Here is an 18,256-nt window from a genome sequence, read left to right as displayed (position 1 = left end):
CTCAGCCGGCCGACGCGGGCGCGGTGCCCGCCGAGACCCGGGCCAGGGAGGTGTGCGTGATCCGGCCGATGTGGGTGACGAGCTCACCGACGGACATGGCCAGGATGGCGTCCATGTCCTTCTCCGCCAGGAAGCCCATCAGGTCCACGTCGGCGCCGTAGCGGTGGTGGAGCAGCTCGGCGAGGGCGACGAACTCGATGCTCTCCAGGGCGAGGTCCTCGTTGAACGTCGTCTTCATCGTGACCTCCTCCGCGAGGAGGTACTCGTCGCCGACGATCTCCACGAGCATGCCCGTGATCTCGGCGAGGATGTCAGTTGCCATGACGGTTCTCCGTGAGGTGGAAGGGGACGGGGGAGGGCGCGGTCGGGTGGGCGGTCCAGGCGACGACGTGCTCGGGCGGCGCCGGGTCGGCGGGCGCGGGGCCGGCGGGCGGCGTGCCGGTGACCGGTGAACCGGTGAGCGTGGTGGCGAGCGGTGTGTCGGTCAGCGGTGTGCCGAGCCGTGTCGTGCGGACCGGGTACGGGTGCCCGTCCGGGGACGTCACGAGCAGGGCGCCGGAATCCGGATCACCGCTCACCCGCCAGTCCCGCGGCCGGCCGCCGAGTCCGCCGCCGTCCGCCTTCGCCGCGGCCTCCTTGGCGCACCACAGGGCGGTGAGTGCGGCCGGCAGACCGGTGCCCCCGCGGGCCGCCAGCCGTTCGGCGAGGCGGAGTTCGTCCGGCCCGAGGGCGATCCGGATCAGCGCGTCCGGGTCGGCGGTCACCGGCTCCACGTCGATGCCGACCGGCCGCGCCGGGTCGGCGAGGGCGACCGCGATCCGGTCCTTGTGGGCGATGGACAGCCGGTGGCCCCGGGCCAGCGGGCCCTCGGCGAGCGGCCGGCCGGCCGCGTCGTTGCCGATGGGCACCTCCGCCGGGAACACCGGCCCGGCTCCGCCGTCCCACAGGAGCCCGCGCAGGGCGTCCTTGGCCGCGATCCGGCCCAGCAGCCAGGGCGCCCGGGCCCGCGGCGACAGCCGCTCGTAGGCGGCCCGCTCGGCGGCGCCCAGGTAGCGGCGCATCACCAGCTCCTGCGAGGCGGGATCGGTCCAGCGGCGCCGGGCCAGGCACCAGCCCTCGGGCCGGGGCTCGCCGATCCCGCAGACCTCCGGGGTGAACTTCATCGGCCAGACCCGCTCGTCGGCGCCGAACCGGCGGTACGTCCACCCCTCGATCCGGGCCCACACCCCGCCGGAGGCCCGGCGCAGTTCGAGGTCACCGCGCACGGTGACGTCGTGCACCTCGCGGATCCGGGCGGTGGCGGTGACCAGCTCCTGCGGGGCCGGCGGCGGCCCGAAGAACCGGATGCGGTCCACGGTGGCCGGGAAGACCAGCCGGTCCACCGGGAGCCGCAGCTGCATCCAGTGCCCGAAGAGCTGTCCGGCGGCGTCGAGCAGCGCGCCCGGGTCGGGCAGGGCCCGCAGTACGCCGTGGATGCCGTCCGAGCCGACGGTCCGCACCTCGTGGACCCCGGCGAAGCGCGGCCCGTGGAACATCCAGCGGTCCCGGTACAGGGCCGCGGCGCTGACGGGCGCGGCAGCGGGGTCGCGCAGCGGCGTGCCGTCGGGTGCGGGCGGCTCCCCGTACCGCTCGCCGAGCAGCACGACCACCGAGGCGTACTCCCCGAGGGCGACGCGCAACCGGCCGGGCCCGTCACCGCGGACGCGGACCTCGACGTCGACGGCCGGCTCGACGGCGAGCCACCGCAGGGCCCGTACGTCCTCGTAGCCGACGACGGCGAGGCCGGGCGGGGCGTGCCGCCGGGCGGCGTCGGCGGCCAGCTCCAGCATGGTGGTCATGGGCACGACGGGGAACCGGTCGGAGTCCTCCGGCCAGCCGTCGGGCTGGAGGTACACGCAGTGGTCGCGTACGGAGGGCAGCGCGGCGAGGGAGAGCCGCAGGATTTCCTTCCCCGGGGCCCTGGGCGGTCCTACGGCCGACCAGGCGTCGGTGACGGCCCGGGCGGCCGAGCCGGTGTCGGCCAGCACCGCGTCCAGGGCGGAGAGCAGCACCGGCCGTACCGCGGGGGGAGGTTGTGTCGTGGGCGCCGCCGGTGCCGGGCCCGGGGCTGCGGCCGGTTCCGGGCCCGGGGCGAGGAGGCCGCTCAGGGAGGTGCGGGCCGCCTCGCCCAGGCGGACCAGCGGGGACCCCAGGTCCAGGGGCATGCGAAGCCCCGGTCCGGCGGGTGCCGGCTGCGGCGCGGCCGGGCCGGGGCGAACGGCCGAACCGGCCTCCGGGGCCGCCTCGGCCAGGAGCCCCCAGCGCGGTGCGTACCCCTCGGCCCACAGCGCGGCGCACGTGCGGCTCAGCGCCGCCAGGCCCGGCAGACGGGGGGAGGAGGTCGACACCGAAAGGTGGGGACGCTCGCGCAGGGTGTCCTCGACGAAGCCCGGCAGGCTGCCCGGCCCCAGCGTGACGAAGCTGCGCACGCCCTCCTCCTCGTACAGCCGCAGCGTCAACTCGCGGAAGCGGACCGGCTCCAGGAGGTGGCGGACCACCAGGTCCCGCACCTCCTGCGGGGCGGACGGGAACGGCGCGCACGTGGTCGCCGACCACACCGGGAGCGAGCCGGGGCGCAGCGGCAGCCGGCCGAAGGCGGTGCGGACCTGGCCGAGGTACGGCTCCCACATGGGGGTGTGGAAGCCCGAACGGAACGGCAGTTCCTGGCCGAGCACCCCATCGGCGCGCAACCGCTCCATCACCGACGCCACCCGGTCCGGGTCCCCGCAGATCACCGACTGGTGGGGGCAGTTGTCGTGGCTGACCACCACCGCGTCCAGGCCCTGCAGTGCCGCCTCGGCCCGCCGGGCGCCGCAGCCCAGTGCCGCGTACACGAGGTCCGGGACCCGCAGATCGTCCGGCCGCAGCGAGTCCAGGAAGGCGTCGGCCGCCTCCTGCGGATACATTCCGGCAGCCACCATCGCCGCCCACTCGCCCAGGCTGTGGCCCGCCAGCACATCGGCCTCGATGCCGAGTCCGGGCAGCACCCGGGCGAAGAAGCGGCCCGTCGCGATCGCGTCCAGGGCCCGTTCCACGAGGGTCGCGCCCCGGGTGAGCCGGGGCGCCGCCAGCGCGAGCCGCTCCGCCACGTCGTCGACCACCGGGGCGAACTCCGGCTCCAGGCCCGGGAACAGGAACGCCACCCGGCCGCCCAGCGGCTCCGGCGTGAACCACACGTCCCCGCGCCCCCGCCACGGCCGGCCCCGCGCCACCGCCTTCGCGGCCAGCGCGAGCCGCTGCGGCGTCGGGCCGACCACCGCGACCCGGCAGGGCCCGTCGCCACCGGACACGGGGGGACCGGACGCCAGCCGGGCCGACAGCTGCGCCGGAGTGTCCGCGCCGATCAGGAGTACGTCGGCCCGTGCGGCCGGCCCCACCGGCGCGGCCGCGGCTCCCAGCGGCAGGAACCGCCGCACCGGAAGCGGCGGGCGCGGAGCCGCCGGGGCCTCCTCCAGGACCACGTGCGCGTTGATCCCGCCGAAGCCGAACGCGTTGACCCCGGCCCGGCGGGGCTCCGGCCCCCGCTCCCACGGCTCCGTCGCCGCCACCGGCCGCATCCGGGTCCGGGCCAGGTCCGGGTGCGGCTCCTCCAGGTGCAGCGTCGGCGGCAGCACCCCCTCGTGCACCGCGAGCGCGGCCTTGATCAGCCCGGCCATGCCCGAGGCCTGCATGGTGTGCCCGAGCATCGACTTCACCGAGCCGAAGCCGATGCCGCGCCGGTCGCCCGGCTCCGGCGGGCCGAACACCTGTGCCAGTGTGTCCAGTTCGGCCGCGTCACCGACCGGGGTGCCCGTCCCGTGCGCCTCCAGCAGGCCCAGCGCGCCCGGCGCCCGCGGATCCAGCCCCGCCTCCCGCCAGGCCCGCTCCAGGGCCTGCACCTGGCCCGCGACCAGGGGGCTCATCAGGCTCGCCGCACGGCCGTCCCCGGCCACGCCCGTCCCGCGGATCACCGCGTACACGCGGTCGCCGTCCCGCTGCGCGTCAGCCAGCCGCTTCAGCAGCACCACCCCGGTCCCCTCGGACAGCAGGGTCCCGTCGGCCCTCCGGTCGAAGGGCCGGATCCGCTCGCTGGGACTCAGCGCCCGCAACTGCGTGAACACGCTCCACAGCGTCGCGATGTGGCAGTGGTGCACCGCCCCCGCGACCACCGCGTCACAGCGGTCCGAGGCCAGCAGCCCCACTGCCTGGTCCACCGCCAGGAGGGAGGAGGCGCAGGCCGCGTCCAGGGTGTAGGCGGGGCCGCGGAAGTCCAGCCGGTTCGCGGTCCGCGCGGCCGTGAAGCTCGGCACCAGCCCGATCGAGGCGTCCGGCCGCTCCGGCCCCAGCGCGTCCTGGAAGGCCGAGCGCACCGCCGCGATCCGCCGCTCGCCCAGCTCCGGCGCCAGCTCCCGCAGGGTCTGCGCCAACTGGTGTGCGGTACGCACCCGTTGGTCGAGGCGGGCGGTGGCCACGCCCATGAACCCGCCGCGGCCCAGCACCACCCCGATCCGCGAGCGGTCGGCCGGCAGCCGGTCCTCGCCGCCCGCGTCGGCGATCGCCTCCGCCGTCGCGTGCAGGGCCAGCATCTGATCCGGCTCGGCCCCCTCCACGGCGGCCGGCATGATTCCGAACCGGGTCGGGTCGAAGGCGGCGAGGCCGTCGACGAAGCCGCCCCTGCGGCAGTAGAAACGGTCTCCGGCGGCGGGTCCCGGGGCGGATCCGGAGGTGGGTCCCGAGGTGGGGTCGTAGTACACCTCGGGGTCCCAGCGGCCCGGGGGGACCTCGCCGATGGAGTCCGTACCGGCGAGGAGGTTGCGGCGGTACGCGGCCAGGTCGGGAGCGCCGGGGAAGACCGCGCCCATGCCGACGATGGCGGCGTCGGTGGGGCGGGGGGCGGTGCCGTTTCGTCGGCTACTCATGGACTCCGTCCTCCTGTGCGCTTGCCATCAGGACCACCTGCACCTCGGTCCCGTGCGACAGTTCGGCGAGGAACGCGGCGGTGCCGGCCGTCGGATCGATGAGCGGGATGCCGCGCCGGGCGTACGCACGCTCCAGCTCGGGGGTGACCATCCCGCCCGCCTCCGCGGCCCAGGGCCCCCAGTCGACCGACAGCACCCGGCCCGGGAAGGACTCCGCCCAGCTGTGCGCGAGGCCGTCGAGGGCGTCGTTGGCCGCGGCGTAGTCGGTCTGGCCGCGGTTGCCGTAGACCCCGGCCACGCTCCCGAACAGGGCCAGGAAGCGGGGGGCGGGCGCCGAGCCGTGTTCGGCGGCCGCGGCCGCCAGGTGCCGGGCGCCGGCCACCTTCGTGGTGAACACCTGGGTGAAGTCGGCCGGTTGCTTGTCGCTCAGCAGGCCGTCGCGCAGGACTCCGGCGCCGTGCACGATGCCGTCGAGCCGGCCGTGGCGCTCCCGTACGTCGGCCACGACGGCCCGTACGGCCTGCTCGTCGGTGACGTCCGCGCAGTGGTAGCGGACGGAGGCGGCCGCCGCGGTGAGCGCGGCCAGGGTGGCGCGGACCTCGCGCTCGGCGAGGATCCGCGAGGCCGCGGCCTCGATCTCCGCGGGCGTACGGAGCCCTGCCGCGATCAGGGCGGCGCGGAGGGCGACCCGGTCCTGGGCCTGGGCGAACTCGTCCGCGGAGGGGGCGGGTTCGGGGGTGCGGCCGAGGAGTTCGATGTGGCACCCCGTGGCGCGGGCCAGGGCCAGGGCGGTGCGGGCGGTGATGCCGCGGGCTCCTCCGGTGAGCAGGACTACGGAGTCGGGGCCCAGGGGCTGCGCGGTGCCGCCGGCTGGGGTGAGTGGGGCCGGGGCCGGGGTGCGGGTGGTACGGGTGCCTTCGGTCGTGTAGCCGACGGACGTGCCCGTGTCGCAGCTCAGTTCTGCCAGGAGCTGCGCGGCGACCTGTTCGGGGGCCTCCTTGGGGTGGACGTCCACGGCGCGGACGACTGTGCCGGGGAATTCGAGGGCGGCGCTGCGGGCGAAGCCGTGCAGGCCGGCGGCGGGGGCGCCGGGTGTGGTGACGAGGAGCAGCCGGTGCGTTCCGTCCGTCAGGGTGCGGCGCAGTGCGGGGAAGAGCTGGGGGAGGACGGGCTCCGAGCCGGTCCGCAGACCGGTCAGGTCGACGACGGCGTCGAAACCGGGCTCGGGTTCGGTGAGGGGGTGCGGCTCGGCCCCGTACGACTCCAGTGCCGTGGAGAGCGCCTGGGCGAGGCCCTGGCCGTCGTCGACCACTCCGATCCGCAGGCCGCGGAGGACTTCCGGGTCCGGGGTGGTGGGGGGTGCGGGGACGGTGTCCACCCGGAGGCGGGTGAGCGGGGGTGTGGACGGGGCGGGGGGTGCTGGATGCGGGGCCGGCTGCTCTTCGGTCGTGTGTGCGGTGATCCAGTCGACTATGGCGCGCAGGGTCTTGATCCGGGACAGCTCCTCGACCGCGGACTCGGCGGAGCCGCCCGGGTCCTGGGGGAGGCCGATCCGGTCGGCCAGGGCGCCGATGATCTCCACGCGCTTGATGGAGTCGATGGAGAGGTCCGCCTCCAGGTCCAGGCCGGGGTCGAGCATGTCCAGGGGGTATCCGGTCCGGGTGTGGACGATCTCCAGGACGACCTCCATGACCGCCTCGGGGGACCGGGCGGGGGTCGCGGCTTCGGCGGGGGCCGCGGGAGGGGTGGGGCCGGGCGCGCGCCGGGCCGTTTCCTCGGGCGCCGAACGTGGCGGGGGGCCGGAGGGCCGGGGCACCTTGCGTTCGGCGCCCTGCGGGGAGCGCCCCGGCACGCTCCCGGCCCCGGCGGAAGCGGCCTCTTGCCCGTGTGCGGGCAGGCCCAGGTAGCCCAGCAGGACGTCCCGCTGCGCCGCGACCAGTTCGCGGGTGCTGCGGAGGTATTCCAGGACCGCCTCTTCGCGACCTGCCGTCGTGCCCGTTGTGGTCCAGCTCGCGGTCATATCCGCATCTCCGTTCGCACCGGGTTCCGTGGGCGGGGCAAGGCGTGGGGTCGGCGCGGCCACGCGTTGGGCGGGGCGGAGGCCGCCGGGGACCGGGGTGCCGGCCGCCGTGCGGACCAGGTGGCCGTCCACCAGCCAGCCCGGGCGGCGCGGGGCGCGTTCCGGGAGGCGGGAGGTGCGGCCGCGGAACAGGGCCTCCGGTGTGATCGACACGCCTGCCGCAGTGAGTTCCGCCAGCGCAGTGACCAGCCGGAGCAGGCCGTGTTCCCCCGGGACGTCCAGGGGGACCACCGTGTGGGGGCGGTCGGACAGGATGCGGCCGATCAGGGCGGTGAGGACCCGCCCGGGGCCCGCCTCGACGAACGTGCGGACGCCGGCCGCGTACATCGCCTCCACCTCGTCGACGAACCGGACCGGCTCCGCGACCTGGCGGGCCAGGAGGTTCTGGATCTCCGCAGGTGATGTCGGATACGGGCCGCCTGTGGTGTTCGACCAGACGGGGATGGTCGGGGCCGTCACGGGTGTGTCCGCCAGTGCCGCGGCGAGGCCCTTCGATGCCTCTGACACCACTTCGCTGTGGAAGGCGCAGGCCACCGGGAGGGGCTCTGCTGAGAGTCCCGCCTCGCGGAGCGCGGATACCGCCTCCTTGACGGTGGGCGTGGGGCCCGAGATCACGCACTGGCGGGGGGCGTTGTGGTTCGCGACGGTGCATCCGGTGCGTGCGGCGACCTCGTCCGGTGTCGCCGATACGGCCGCCATCGAGCCCGGGTCCGCGCCGGCGGCCGTCAGGATCGCCTCGGCGCGGCGGGCGCTCAGCCGTAGCAGGCTCTCGGTGTCGTAGACCCCGGCCGCCCAGAGCGCGGTGAGCTCCCCGTACGAGTGTCCGGCCACGCAGTCCGGCCGTACGCCGAGCTCGCCGAGCAGCAGGTGCGCCGCTGCCCCGGCCAGTCCCAGGGCCGGCTGGGCCACGCGGGTGTCGGTGACGGAGGTCTTCTGGGCCGCCCGTCCTTCGGCGGTGAAGGCCGCCGGCGGGAACATCGCCGAGACGACGGGAGGCGGAGCCGAGTCCAGGAGGGTGCGCAGGGCGGGGAAGGAGGTGAACAACTCGTTCAGCATGCCCGGCCGTTGGCTGCCCTGGCCGGGGAAGAGGAAGGCGGTGAGCCCGGATGGTTCGTGTCTGGTGTGGATGCCCGGGCCGTGGGCGAAGGTGCGGGCCTGTTCGAGTCGGGTCGCCAGTTCGTCGAGGTCGGCCGCGACGATCGCCACCTGGACCGGGTCGGAGCCGGTGGCGGTTTCCGCCGCGAGGTCGCGCAGGGGCCAGGGACGTCCGGCCGTGTCGTTCTCCTCCAGGCGGGCCGCGAGCCGGGCCATCGCGCGGCCGGCCGCCTTCCGGTCCGCGCCGCGGAAGCAGAACAGCTCGGCCGGCCACTCCTCCAGGCCGTGCCGGGGCTCCTCCGCCCCGCCGTAACCGGCGAGCACCGCGTGGTAGTTGGTGCCGCCGAAGCCGAAGGCGCTGACTCCGGCTATCCGCCGCTCCGCGGGTACGGCCCAGGGGCGGGCCTCGCTGTCGAAGGAGAAGGGGCTGGTTTCCGCCTGCCAGGCCGGGTTCGGTGTGCCGATGTGCAGGGTGGGCGGCCGGACACCCGTGTGGACGGCCCGTGCGGCCTTGATGAGCCCGGCGAGTCCGGCGGCGCACTTGGTGTGGCCGAGCTGGGATTTGACGGAGCCCAGGGCGCAGGATCCGGCGGGCGCTCCGGAGGCGGTGAACAGGTCGCTGAGGACGGCCAGTTCGGTGCTGTCGCCGACCACCGTGCCGGTGCCGTGCGCCTCGACCAGGCCCACCTCGGCCGGGGCGATGCCGGCCCGTGCGTAGGCCCGCTCCAGGGCCCGTCGCTGTCCTTCCGGGCGGGGTGCGGTCAGGCCGAGGGAGCGGCCGTCGCTGGCGGAGCCCACCGCCTTGATCACGGCGTACACCCGGTCGCCGTCCCGCTCCGCGTCCGCGAGCCGCTTCAGGACGAGCACCCCCACCCCCTCGCCGAGGGCGATCCCGTCGGCGGCCGCGTCGAAGGGCCGGCAGCGGCCGCCCGGTGAGAGCGCGCGCACGGAGGCGAACATCAGGTAGTCGTTGATCCCGTTGTGCACGTCGGCGCCCCCGCACAGCACCATGTCGCTGTCCCGGTCGCGCAGTTGGCGGCAGGCGAGGTCCAGGGCTGCGAGGGAGGAGGCGCAGGCGGCGTCGACCGTGCAGTTCGCCCCGCCCAGGTCGAGCCGGTTGGCGACCCGGCCCGCGATGACGTTGGCGAGGATCCCGGGGAAGGAGTCCTCGGTGAGCCGCGGCAGTTGCTCGTCCAGGCCGGGCGGCAGCTCGCCCAGGTAGGCGGGGTGCAGGGCGCGCAGGCCGTACGAGCCCGCGAGTTCGGTACCGGCCTCCGCACCGAAGACCACCGAGGTCCGCGAGCGGTCGAAGGCGCGCCCCTTGCCGTAGCCGGCGTCGCCGAGGGCCCGCGCCGAGATCTCCAGGGCCAGCAGCTGCACCGGCTCGATCCCGGCGAGGGAGGCGGGCGGGATGCCGTGCGCGAGGGCGTCGAAGGGCACCGGGCCGAGGAAGCCGCCCCAGCGCGACGGCGTGCGCTCTCCGGCCCGGGCCGGGTCGGGGTCGTAGTAGAGCGCCGGGTCCCACCGGTCGGCCGGCACCTCGGTGACGGCGTCCGTCCCGGCGAGGACCATCGCCCAGTAGGCGGCGAGGTCCGGCGCGCCGGGGTAGGCGCAGGCCATCCCGACGATGGCGATGTCGAGCGGGTCGGCCGCCTCCGCTGCCCCGCCGTCCGCGAAGTCGCGGGCCCGCCGCTCCAGCAGCGCGGTGGCTCCCCCGGTGACCTGCGCGTGCAGTGCGGCGATCGTGGTGGTTCCGGTGCGCAGGGTCGCGGCCTGCCCGAGCATGAACAGCCCCTCCGCGTACTGCTGTTCCTCGTCGACGGCCTCCAGCCGGTCCGTCGCGCGCCGCAGGCCCTTGCTGGCGATCCGCAGCCGTCCCAGGTTGAGCCGCTCCAGCTCCTCCCACATCGCGCGCGGTTCCACGCCGCTCTCCGCGAGCCGCCGCCGGGTCGCCTCGAAGGTCTCGGCGTACGGGGTGTCCGCGCAGCGGGTGGCGTGTCCGGGCGCGGTGCGCAGCAGTACGGTGTCCGCGCACTCCACCGCCGCCCGCTGGAAGCCCGGCAGTACCGCGCCCGCCGCCACGGCCTCCTCGGTGAACAGGTACGCGGTGCCCATCAGCACGCCGATCCGCGCGCCGCGCCCGGCCAGCGGAGCCGCGGCCGCCAGCGCCATCGCGGCGGACCGCTCGTCGTGGATCCCGCCCGCGAACAGCAGGTCCAGGGCCTCCGGTTCGGGGCAGGACAGCAGCCGCTCGATCTGCTCCTCCCACAGCGGGAACGAGGCGCGCGGCCCGACGTGCCCGCCGCACTCCAGCCCCTCGAAGACGAACCGCCGCGCCCCCTCGGCGAGGTACCGCTCCAGCAGGCCGGGCGAGGGCACGTGCAGGTGGGTGCGGATCCCGGCCGCCTCCAGCGGGGCCGCCTGCGCCGGGGTGCCCCCGGCGATGATCGCGTGCGGTGGACGGGCCCCGGTCACGGCCGCCAGCTGCGCCCGCCGCAGTTCCGGCGGTGCGAAGCCGAGCAGCCCCACGCCCCAGGGGCGTTCCCCGAGCCGTTCGGCCGTCTCGGCCAGCAGCCGGCGTACGTCCGGGCCCTCCATCACCGCGAGCGCCAGGTACGGGACCCCGCCCGCGGCGGCGACCGCCTCGGCGAAGGCCGCCTGGTCGCTCACCCGGGTCATCGGCCCCTGCGCGACGGCCGGCGGCCCGGTCCGGGCCGCCGCCTCCAGGTGCCCGCGGACGGCCGCCCGTACGGCGAGGAGCACACCGCCGGTGGTCCGGTGGCGCTCGGCGAGCCGGGCCGCGCAGGCTCCGTCCTGCCCGACGGGCAGCAGCTGCGCCCGCAGGTCCCGGGCGCCGAGCAGCAGGTGCGCCGGACCCTCCGGCGGGGTGAGGTCGGGTCGTGCGAACACCCGGTGCCCGTCGGCGAGCCGGGTCTCCGAACCGTCCATCGCCCGCAGGGCGTCGGCCACTTCCGCCGGCATCCCGGCCTCGCCCTCCACGGTCAGGGCCAGTTGTGCGTCGAGGAGCACCCCGGCGGCGCCGCCCGCGACGGCCGCGGCCGCCGTGTGCGGGCCGATCCCGCCGCAGGCGCGTACGGGAACCCGGATCGAGGGGTCCCCGAGCAGCTGCTGGAGCAGTACGAAGGTGGTGGCCGGGCCCACCCGGCCACCGGCCTCGTGGCCCTTGGCGACGAGCGAGTCCGCCCCCGCGGCCACGGCGGTCGTGGCCTCCGCCAGGCTGGTGACCTCGGCCCACACACGGGGCCGGCCCGCCGCCGCCGCCCACGCGGCCACCCACTCCGGGGTGTGCCGGGCGGGGTCGGCGAGCAGCACGGTGTCCACCTCGGCCGGCAGTTCCTCCGGTCCGAGCGGGCAGCCCGCGGGCACCCGCACTCCGTACCTGCCGCTGCCGCCGAGCCGGCGGCCCGACTCCGCGAGGCCGTTCCGTGCGGCGTGCGCGTCCCGGCCGAGGTCGAGCAGTCCGAGGGACCCCGCGCGTTCGGCGGCGGTCACGATCCCCGGACGGGGCTCCTCGAAGGGACTGACCGCGACGACCAGATCGCGGGTGGCGGCGGACTGTGGGGGATGGGGGGTCACGGGCGCTCCTCTTCCAGTGCTGGGTGACATGGCGGAGTGCGGGACGGAAGAACGGCAGAACGAGCGGAAGGAAGCGGCAGAGCGCGAGGAGGGGAGTGCGGCGGTCTCGCACCTCGGCCGGCGTGCGGCGGCAGGCTTGAACAGTGGTCAAACACCCTCATGCCGCGATGCATCGTGCGGTGACCGCCGTGCACTGTCAACAGCTATGCGGAGTGCGGTACTTCGCTCCCTCGGCGCGTGCGGACCGCCCGGCGCGCCCTCCGGTGGGACCCGCGATCCGCCCCGGCCGAGCCGTGGCCTGCGACGTTGCCCGCCGCGGTGGGCGGACCCCGCGGCCCGGCCCGGCGCACTGCGTCCTCGCGGGCATGCCGCATGGGCATGCCTATCCGCCGGCCGGGCATGAACGCGAAGTGACACCCGGTCAGTTGTTCACCCGACGAGCCCTTACAGGTACAGCCTCGCGAGGTTACCGTCCGGTCATGACCCCCACGCTGGCGCAGCTCCGCTACCTCGTCGCCGTCGCCGACTGCCGGTCCATCACCGGCGCCGCCGCCTCGGTCTTCGTCGCCCAGTCCGCCCTTTCCCGGGCCGTCCAGGCCATGGAACGCGACCTCGGCGTCGAGCTCCTCGCCCGCCGGGGAAGGGGGGTGGACCTCACGCCGGAGGGGGCCCGGGTCGTCCGGCTGGCCCGCACCGTGCTCAACGCGGTGGAGGCCATCGACGACATCGGGACCCCGCACGGCAGGGACACCCGGGCGGTTCTGACCCTCGTCACCACGCCCACCCTCGCCCTCGACCTGGCCTCCGACCTGGTCGCGGCCTTCACCGAGCGGCATCCGGCGGTCGACGTCCGCCTCCAGCAGCACGACAGCAGAGAGGTCCTCGTCGAGGAACTGAGCCAGGGCCGGGCGGAGTTGGCCCTCGTCGACCTGCCCGTCGACAAGGAGCTCTCCACCCACTTCATCCAGGAGCGCGAGGTGGTACTGATCTCCCCGGTCGGCTCCCGGCTGCCGCATCCGATGCCGCTGCGCATGCTCGACGGCCTTCCGATGGTCCTGCCCACCCCGGGGACCGGCCGGCGCACCGAGATGGAGGCCATGTTCAGCTGCCTCGGGGTACGGCCCGTTCCCTCCCTGGAGGTCGACGAACGCCTCGCCTGGGTGACCGGGGTGACGGACGGCCGCGGCTCGCTCATCTGGTACCGCGACGTGGTGCTGAGGGCCTTCGGAAGCCGGGCCGAGATCCGCTCCTTCACCCCGCCGCTGCTGCGTCCGGTGGGCATCGCCCACGCCCGTCGGCCGCTGAGCCGCGCGGCCCGCGCGTTCATCGCGCAGGCCGGACACAAGGGGCCGGTCCGGGAGCCGGTGCGCTGACGGGACATGCCACTTCGGCATTGAACGATGCTCGAACGGGAGGGGATTGGGCCTGGCACCCCCATTGATGTCCCATCACATTGTGCGCATGTCCCGACTTCCGACACCTCCACGGGCCGCCGCCCTCGCGACCGCGGCCCTCGCCACGATCCTGCCCGCGGTCGCCTGGATGACCAGCGCAACCGCCTCCCCGGCCCCGTCCGCCGCGGTGGCGGCCGCCGGAACCCGAGCGCTCGCGCCGGAGAAGAAGTGCACCCTCCCCGGCGGCCTGACCGAGTTCAGCGGCCTCGCCATGAGCCGCAAGCACGCCGGCGTCTTCTACGCCGTCAACGACAGCGGGAACACCAACCAGGTCTTCGCCGTCGACTGCAACGGCGCCACCGGCCGGCTGCTGGCCACCTTCACCCTCTCCGGCGTCGGCAACACCGACTGGGAGGGCCTCGCGCTCGGCAAGGACGCCTCGGGCGGCCCGGCGATCCTCGTCGGCGACATCGGCGACAACTTCAGCGGCCGCGCGGAGATCACCGTGCACGGCTTCGCCGAGCCCGACCAGCTGGCCAACGCCACGGTCACGCCGGTGACGTACCGCTTCTCCTACGCCGACGGCAAGCACGACGCCGAATCCCTGCTCGCCGATCCCGTGACCGGCCGGCTCTTCGTCGCGAGCAAGCTCATCGGAGCCGCCGGCCAGCTGTACCAGGCCCCGCTCCCACCCGTGACCGGGCAGGTCAACACCCTCACGGCGGTCCGGCCCGGCCCGGTGTTCGTCACCGACGGCGCGTTCTCCCCGTCGGGCGCCTCGTACACCCTGCGCAGCGGCGGGCCGCTGGGCGCCAACACGGCCTCCGTGTACGACACCGCGGGGGTCAAGCTCGCGGACGTCGCCCTCCCGGCCCAGTCGCAGGGCGAGACGGTGACGTACGCGGACTGCACGAGCCTGCTCGTCGGGTCGGAGAACGACATCCAGGTCTGGCGGGTCCCGCTGCCGCCGGAGGCCACCCCGGGCTGCGGTGCGACGCCGACCCCCACGCCGACTCCCACGCCGACTCCCACTCCTACGCCCACTCCGACTCCCACTCCTACGCCCACTCCGACCCCGACTCCCACCCCCGGTGACCTGAGGCTGACCAACCCCGGGCCGCAGACGTGCAAGTTCAACCAGTCCTGCACCGTCCACCTCACCACCACCGGCGCAAAGCCCCCCGTCCGGTACGCCGCCACCGGTCTGCCCTGGGGCTTGACCCTCGACAGCGCCTCCGGCCGGATCACCGGCAAGCCCTGGGCCGTCGGCGCGGTCCAGGTCACCGCCACCGCGACCGACTCCACCGGGGCCACCGCCGGCACGGCCTTCGCCCTCACCGTCAACTGGTTCTGAGACGCGGGGAAGGCGGGGTTGTCCAACCCGCCCCCGAGGCCGCACTGTTGACCGAGTTTCGTCCATCAGGTCAGGAGAGCCGGCTTGTCGTCCCCCATGTCACCCGCCCCGTCCGCCTCGGCCGCGCACGTCATCGACCCCGCCGGGGGCTGCCCCCACGCCCTCAACGCCCGGCTGCGCGCCGAGCACGGCCCGGTGGCGGAGGTCGTACTCCCCGGCGGGGTGCCCGGAGCGGTCGTCCTGGGCCATGACGCGCTGAAGGAGTTCCTCGGCCACCCCGAGGTGGCCAAGGACGCCCGGCACTTCCCGGCCCTGCACGACGGCACCATCCCCCGGGACTGGCCGCTGCGGGTCTTCGCCAACGCCCAGGGCATGCACACGGCCGACGACGAGGACCATCGCCGGCTCCGCGCCCTGGTCGGCAAGGCCTTCACGGCCCGCCAGGTGGAGAGGCTGCGGCCGCGCGTCGAGGAGCTGACCGCCGAACTCCTCGACGACCTCGCCCGCGCCGCGGCCGAAGCCCCCGACGGGGTCGCCGACCTGCGCGAGCACTTCGCGCTCCCGCTCCCGATGAGCGTCATCTGTGAGCTGCTCGGGGTGAACCCCGAGCACCGGGGCCGGCTGCACCACCTGTCCAACAAGGTGATCATCGCCACCGACACCACCCCCGCCGAGGCCATGGCCGCCGTACGGGAGCTGGTCGAGCTCATGGGGACGATCGCCGCCACCCGCCGGGAGACGCCGGGCGACGACCTCACCAGCGCCCTGATAGCCGCCCGCGACGACGACGGCGACCGGCTCAGCGAGGCCGAACTCATCGGCACCATGCGGCTGGTGCTCGTCGCGGGCCACGAGACCACCCTCAACCTCATCAGCAACGCCGTCCGCGCCCTGTGCACCCACCGCGACCAGCTCTCCCTCGTCCTGGAATCCAAGGCGACCTGGTCGGACGTGGTGGACGAGACCCTGCGCTGGGACGGCCCGGTCAGCTGGTTCCCCTTCCGCTACCCCACCCGCGACCTGACCGTCGACGGCGCCGTCATCCCGCAGGGCACCCCGGTGCTCGCCGGTTACACCGCCGCCGGCCGTGACGAGGCCTTCCACGGCCCGGACGCCGACCGCTTCGACGTCACCCGCCCCACCGCCGCCCGCAACCTCTCCTTCGGGCACGGCGCCCACTACTGCGTGGGCGCCCCGCTCGCCCGCCTGGAGGCCGTCACCGCCCTGGAGCGGCTCTTCACCCGCTTCCCCGACCTCGACCTCGCCACCCCCGAGGCCGAACTCCCTCACCAGCGCAGCTTCATCGGCAACAGCGTCGAGACGCTCCCGGTCCGCCTGGCCGGAAACTAGCGCGCCCGCCGCCCGCCGCCCGCCGGGGGACCGTCATCCCAGCGTGAGGGGCCGTTCCGGGGCCAGGTGAGCGGCGATCGCCTGCAGCACGTCGGAGCTCGCGTTCTGGACGGAGCTGCCGGGGCCCTGCGTCGCCACCGTCGCGATGGCGATCTTCCTGGACGGCAGGTAGGCGACCGTGCCCTCGTAGCCGGCGAGGACGGGTTCTGGACGATCCAGGTGTTCTGCACGGGCAGGCCCAGCGCGAACCACGTGTCCCCCTTGACCTTGACGACGCCGGTCAGCTGGGCCACGTGCGACTCGGGCGTCAGCAGTTTCCCCTCACCGATCGCCGCGAAGGACTTCGCCATGTCCTCCAGGGTTCCCGTCATCACCGCGCCGGGCGCCAGCGTCCACGACGGGTTCCAGTAGGTGGCGTCCTCGAACACGCCCCGCTCGTTGTCGAAGGAGTGCAGCACCGGCTCGGGGATGTCCGCCCTCGACGAGATGACGGTGTGGCTCAGGCCGAGCGGCTTGAGGACGTCCCGGACCGTCACCTCGTCAAGGGGCTCGCGCCTCACCTTCGCGATGATGTCGCCCAGGATCACCCAGTTGGCGTGCGAGTAGGCGAAGCCCGAACCGGGTGGCAGCACCAGGGGCTTGGAGACCGAGATCTTCACGCGCTCCTCCGCCGTCCAGGTCCGGAAGGGGTTCTTGTAGAGATCGGCGATGAACGTCTTGTCCGTGACGTAGTCCGCGTACCCGGAGGAGGTCGAGGCCAGCATCCGCAGCGTGATCTCGTCCGCGTGCGGGAGGTCCGGGCGCCAACGGGAGACCTTGTCGTCGAGCGCGACCTCGCCCTCGTCGACGAGCTTGAGCAGCGCGGTCGTCAGATAGGGGATCGCGACCGACCCGATGCGGAAACGCATGTCCGTCGTCGCGGGGAAGCCCGTCATCGTCTCCCCGGCCGCGGCGGCCGAGACGCGCTCCCCGTCGACCCACACCTCGGCCATCGCCGCCGTCAGCCCGTACTTCTTGAGCGCGTCGGCGACCTGGCGCCCGGTGAAGTCCTCCGCATCGGCCGGGAGGCACGTGCCGCCCCGGGAGATCTGGCCGGCCGGGCACTCCTTCGCGACGCTCTCGGCGCGGCCGAGGGTGCATCCGCCGGCCAGCGAGGCGCCCAGGAGCAGCTGCAGACAGGTGCGGGCGAGGATCATGGAACTGCGCACAGTGGTGCCTCCATGCGGGTCGAGGCGAAGCTTCCCCGGTTCCCCCACCTCGCGGTTGCAGGCCCCGTCACGCAGGCTAACGGGGGGTGTCACCCGTCGCACTCCGGAAGCGTTCCGGGAGTGACGCGCCCGCCCGGCCGTCAGCCCGCGCCCGGCGGCGTCAGTTCCGTGCTCAGCCAGCCCAGTGCGTCCGGGTACATCCCGGTCCAGGTCTGGAAGTTGTGCCCGCCCGCCGGACGGACGAGCGTCTTGACCCGGACCCCGCTGCCCGCCGCAGCCCTGGCGAAGGCCTCCAGCTGCTGCGGCGGACTGTCCTTGTCCTGGGCGGAGGTGGCCAGGAACAGCCCGACGTCCGCCTTCTTCGTGTGCTCCACCAGCCACATCGGGCTGTTGCGCTCGCGCAGCGTCCGGTCGGCCAGCACCTCCGGGTCACCCGTCAGCGGATCCGGGTCCAGGGCCGCGCCCGCCCGGAACGCCTTCGGGTACTGCAGCGGCAGCTTCACCGCGCAGAAGCCGCCGGTGGAGACGCCCATCAGCCCCCAGCCGCCCGGGGCGGGCAGCGTACGGAAGTTCCGCGCGACCAGATCCGGCACGTCCAGCGCGAGCCAGTCGGCGATCTTGCGCTGCGGGGTGTTGCTGCAGTCGGTGTTCACCCCGCCCGGGTAGATCTCCGGGATGACCACGATGAAGGGGTGCGCCGCACCCAGTTCCACCAGCTGCGCCAGCGCCCCGGGCATGTCGCCGAGGTCGATCCACGTGCGGGGCGTGCCCGGATAGCCGTGCAGCAGCATCAGCACGGGGAAGCGCGTCCGGTCCGCGCCCGGCGCGCTGTACTCCGGGGGAGTCCACACGGTCACCTGTCCGGCGAGCTTCGCGTGGGAGCCCCGGAAGAAGGTGGTCCGCGTGCCGTCCCCGTTCTGCGTGAACCGGGCCCGGCCCACCGCCGGCCCGGTCACCGCGCCCGCGTCCTGCGTGGTGTCGGTGCCCAGCAGGTCGTCCCAGGACGAGTAGAGCCCGTGACTGCCGTTGATCCAGGTGGCCACCACGCAGATGGCGGTGAGCTGGCACAGCCCGATCATCAGCACCCGCGCCGGCCAGCGCACCCACCCCGGCCCGGGGATCCTGTTCCACAGGAGCAGCGCGGCGAGCACGGCCAGCGCGGTCACGACGACGAGCGTGACGAGGAACGGCGTACTGGTCAGTTCCACGGCGGCCGGCTCCTGTAGTGCGGGGCGACATGC

8 protein-coding genes are annotated in these 18,256 nt (G+C 74.9%); 3 read left to right on the top strand and 5 right to left on the bottom strand.

Translation table 11 applies throughout. The features are described 5' to 3' along the window. Window position 1: 1 nt before the first annotated feature. From RIU97_RS06105 to RIU97_RS06095, 3 genes are read right to left on the bottom strand one after another with little or no spacing between them, the layout of a single operon-like run. Window positions 2-322: an acyl carrier protein gene (locus RIU97_RS06105; protein WP_404953914.1), complete on the bottom strand. Its 321-nt coding sequence runs from the start codon at window positions 320-322 to the stop codon at window positions 2-4. Continuing rightward, window positions 312-4,937 (bottom strand): beta-ketoacyl synthase N-terminal-like domain-containing protein, encoded by a 4,626-nt coding sequence (locus tag RIU97_RS06100; protein WP_404953912.1) that lies wholly within the window; start codon window positions 4,935-4,937, stop codon window positions 312-314. The genes RIU97_RS06105 and RIU97_RS06100 overlap by 11 nt, the downstream gene beginning before the upstream one ends. Next, on the bottom strand, window positions 4,930-11,709 hold the full coding sequence (locus RIU97_RS06095) for an SDR family NAD(P)-dependent oxidoreductase (RefSeq protein WP_404953910.1): 6,780 nt from the start codon (window positions 11,707-11,709) through the stop codon (window positions 4,930-4,932). Before RIU97_RS06095 ends, RIU97_RS06100 begins: the two co-directional genes overlap by 8 nt. 479 nt (window positions 11,710-12,188) lie before the next feature. Between RIU97_RS06095 and RIU97_RS06090 the strand changes: the two genes are divergently transcribed. From RIU97_RS06090 to RIU97_RS06080, 3 genes are all read left to right on the top strand, one after another. Then, complete coding sequence (locus tag RIU97_RS06090; RefSeq protein ID WP_404953908.1) at window positions 12,189-13,082, top strand: LysR substrate-binding domain-containing protein; 894 nt, start codon at window positions 12,189-12,191, stop codon at window positions 13,080-13,082. A gap of 88 nt (window positions 13,083-13,170) precedes the next feature. Then, entirely contained in the window at window positions 13,171-14,457 is a 1,287-nt protein-coding gene (locus tag RIU97_RS06085; RefSeq protein ID WP_404953906.1) for a putative Ig domain-containing protein, read from the top strand. Window positions 14,458-14,553: 96 nt separating this feature from the next. Further along, entirely contained in the window at window positions 14,554-15,807 is a 1,254-nt protein-coding gene (locus tag RIU97_RS06080; RefSeq protein ID WP_404962771.1) for a cytochrome P450, read from the top strand. Here the strand turns inward: RIU97_RS06080 and RIU97_RS06075 are convergent. Both RIU97_RS06075 and RIU97_RS06070 read right to left on the bottom strand, forming a co-directional pair. Then, window positions 15,804-17,015 (bottom strand): serine hydrolase domain-containing protein, encoded by a 1,212-nt coding sequence (locus tag RIU97_RS06075; RefSeq protein ID WP_404953904.1) that lies wholly within the window; start codon window positions 17,013-17,015, stop codon window positions 15,804-15,806. The two genes, RIU97_RS06080 and RIU97_RS06075, sit on opposite strands and share 4 nt — an antisense overlap. 140 nt (window positions 17,016-17,155) lie before the next feature. Beyond that, window positions 17,156-18,223, bottom strand: coding sequence for an alpha/beta hydrolase (locus RIU97_RS06070; RefSeq protein ID WP_404953902.1), 1,068 nt, complete (start codon window positions 18,221-18,223; stop codon window positions 17,156-17,158). Window positions 18,224-18,256 lie beyond the last annotated feature (33 nt).

The sequence above is a fragment of the Streptomyces sp. 147326 genome (assembly GCF_045000215.1).
Taxonomy (GTDB): Bacteria; Actinomycetota; Actinomycetes; order Streptomycetales; family Streptomycetaceae; genus Streptomyces.
The sequence above is the reverse complement of the archived record's forward strand: the minus strand, read 5'-3'. Positions and strand labels throughout refer to the sequence as shown.

Excerpts from the sequence above, each read along its gene's own strand:
- RIU97_RS06085 (WP_404953906.1), top strand. The coding sequence starts at position 13,171 with ATGTCCCGACTTCCGACACCTCCACGGGCCGCCGCCCTCGCGACCGCG.
- RIU97_RS06100 (WP_404953912.1), bottom strand. The coding sequence starts at position 4,937 with ATGAGTAGCCGACGAAACGGCACCGCCCCCCGCCCCACCGACGCCGCC.
- RIU97_RS06090 (WP_404953908.1), top strand. The coding sequence starts at position 12,189 with ATGACCCCCACGCTGGCGCAGCTCCGCTACCTCGTCGCCGTCGCCGAC.
- RIU97_RS06080 (WP_404962771.1), top strand. The coding sequence starts at position 14,554 with ATGTCACCCGCCCCGTCCGCCTCGGCCGCGCACGTCATCGACCCCGCC.
- RIU97_RS06105 (WP_404953914.1), bottom strand. The coding sequence starts at position 322 with ATGGCAACTGACATCCTCGCCGAGATCACGGGCATGCTCGTGGAGATC.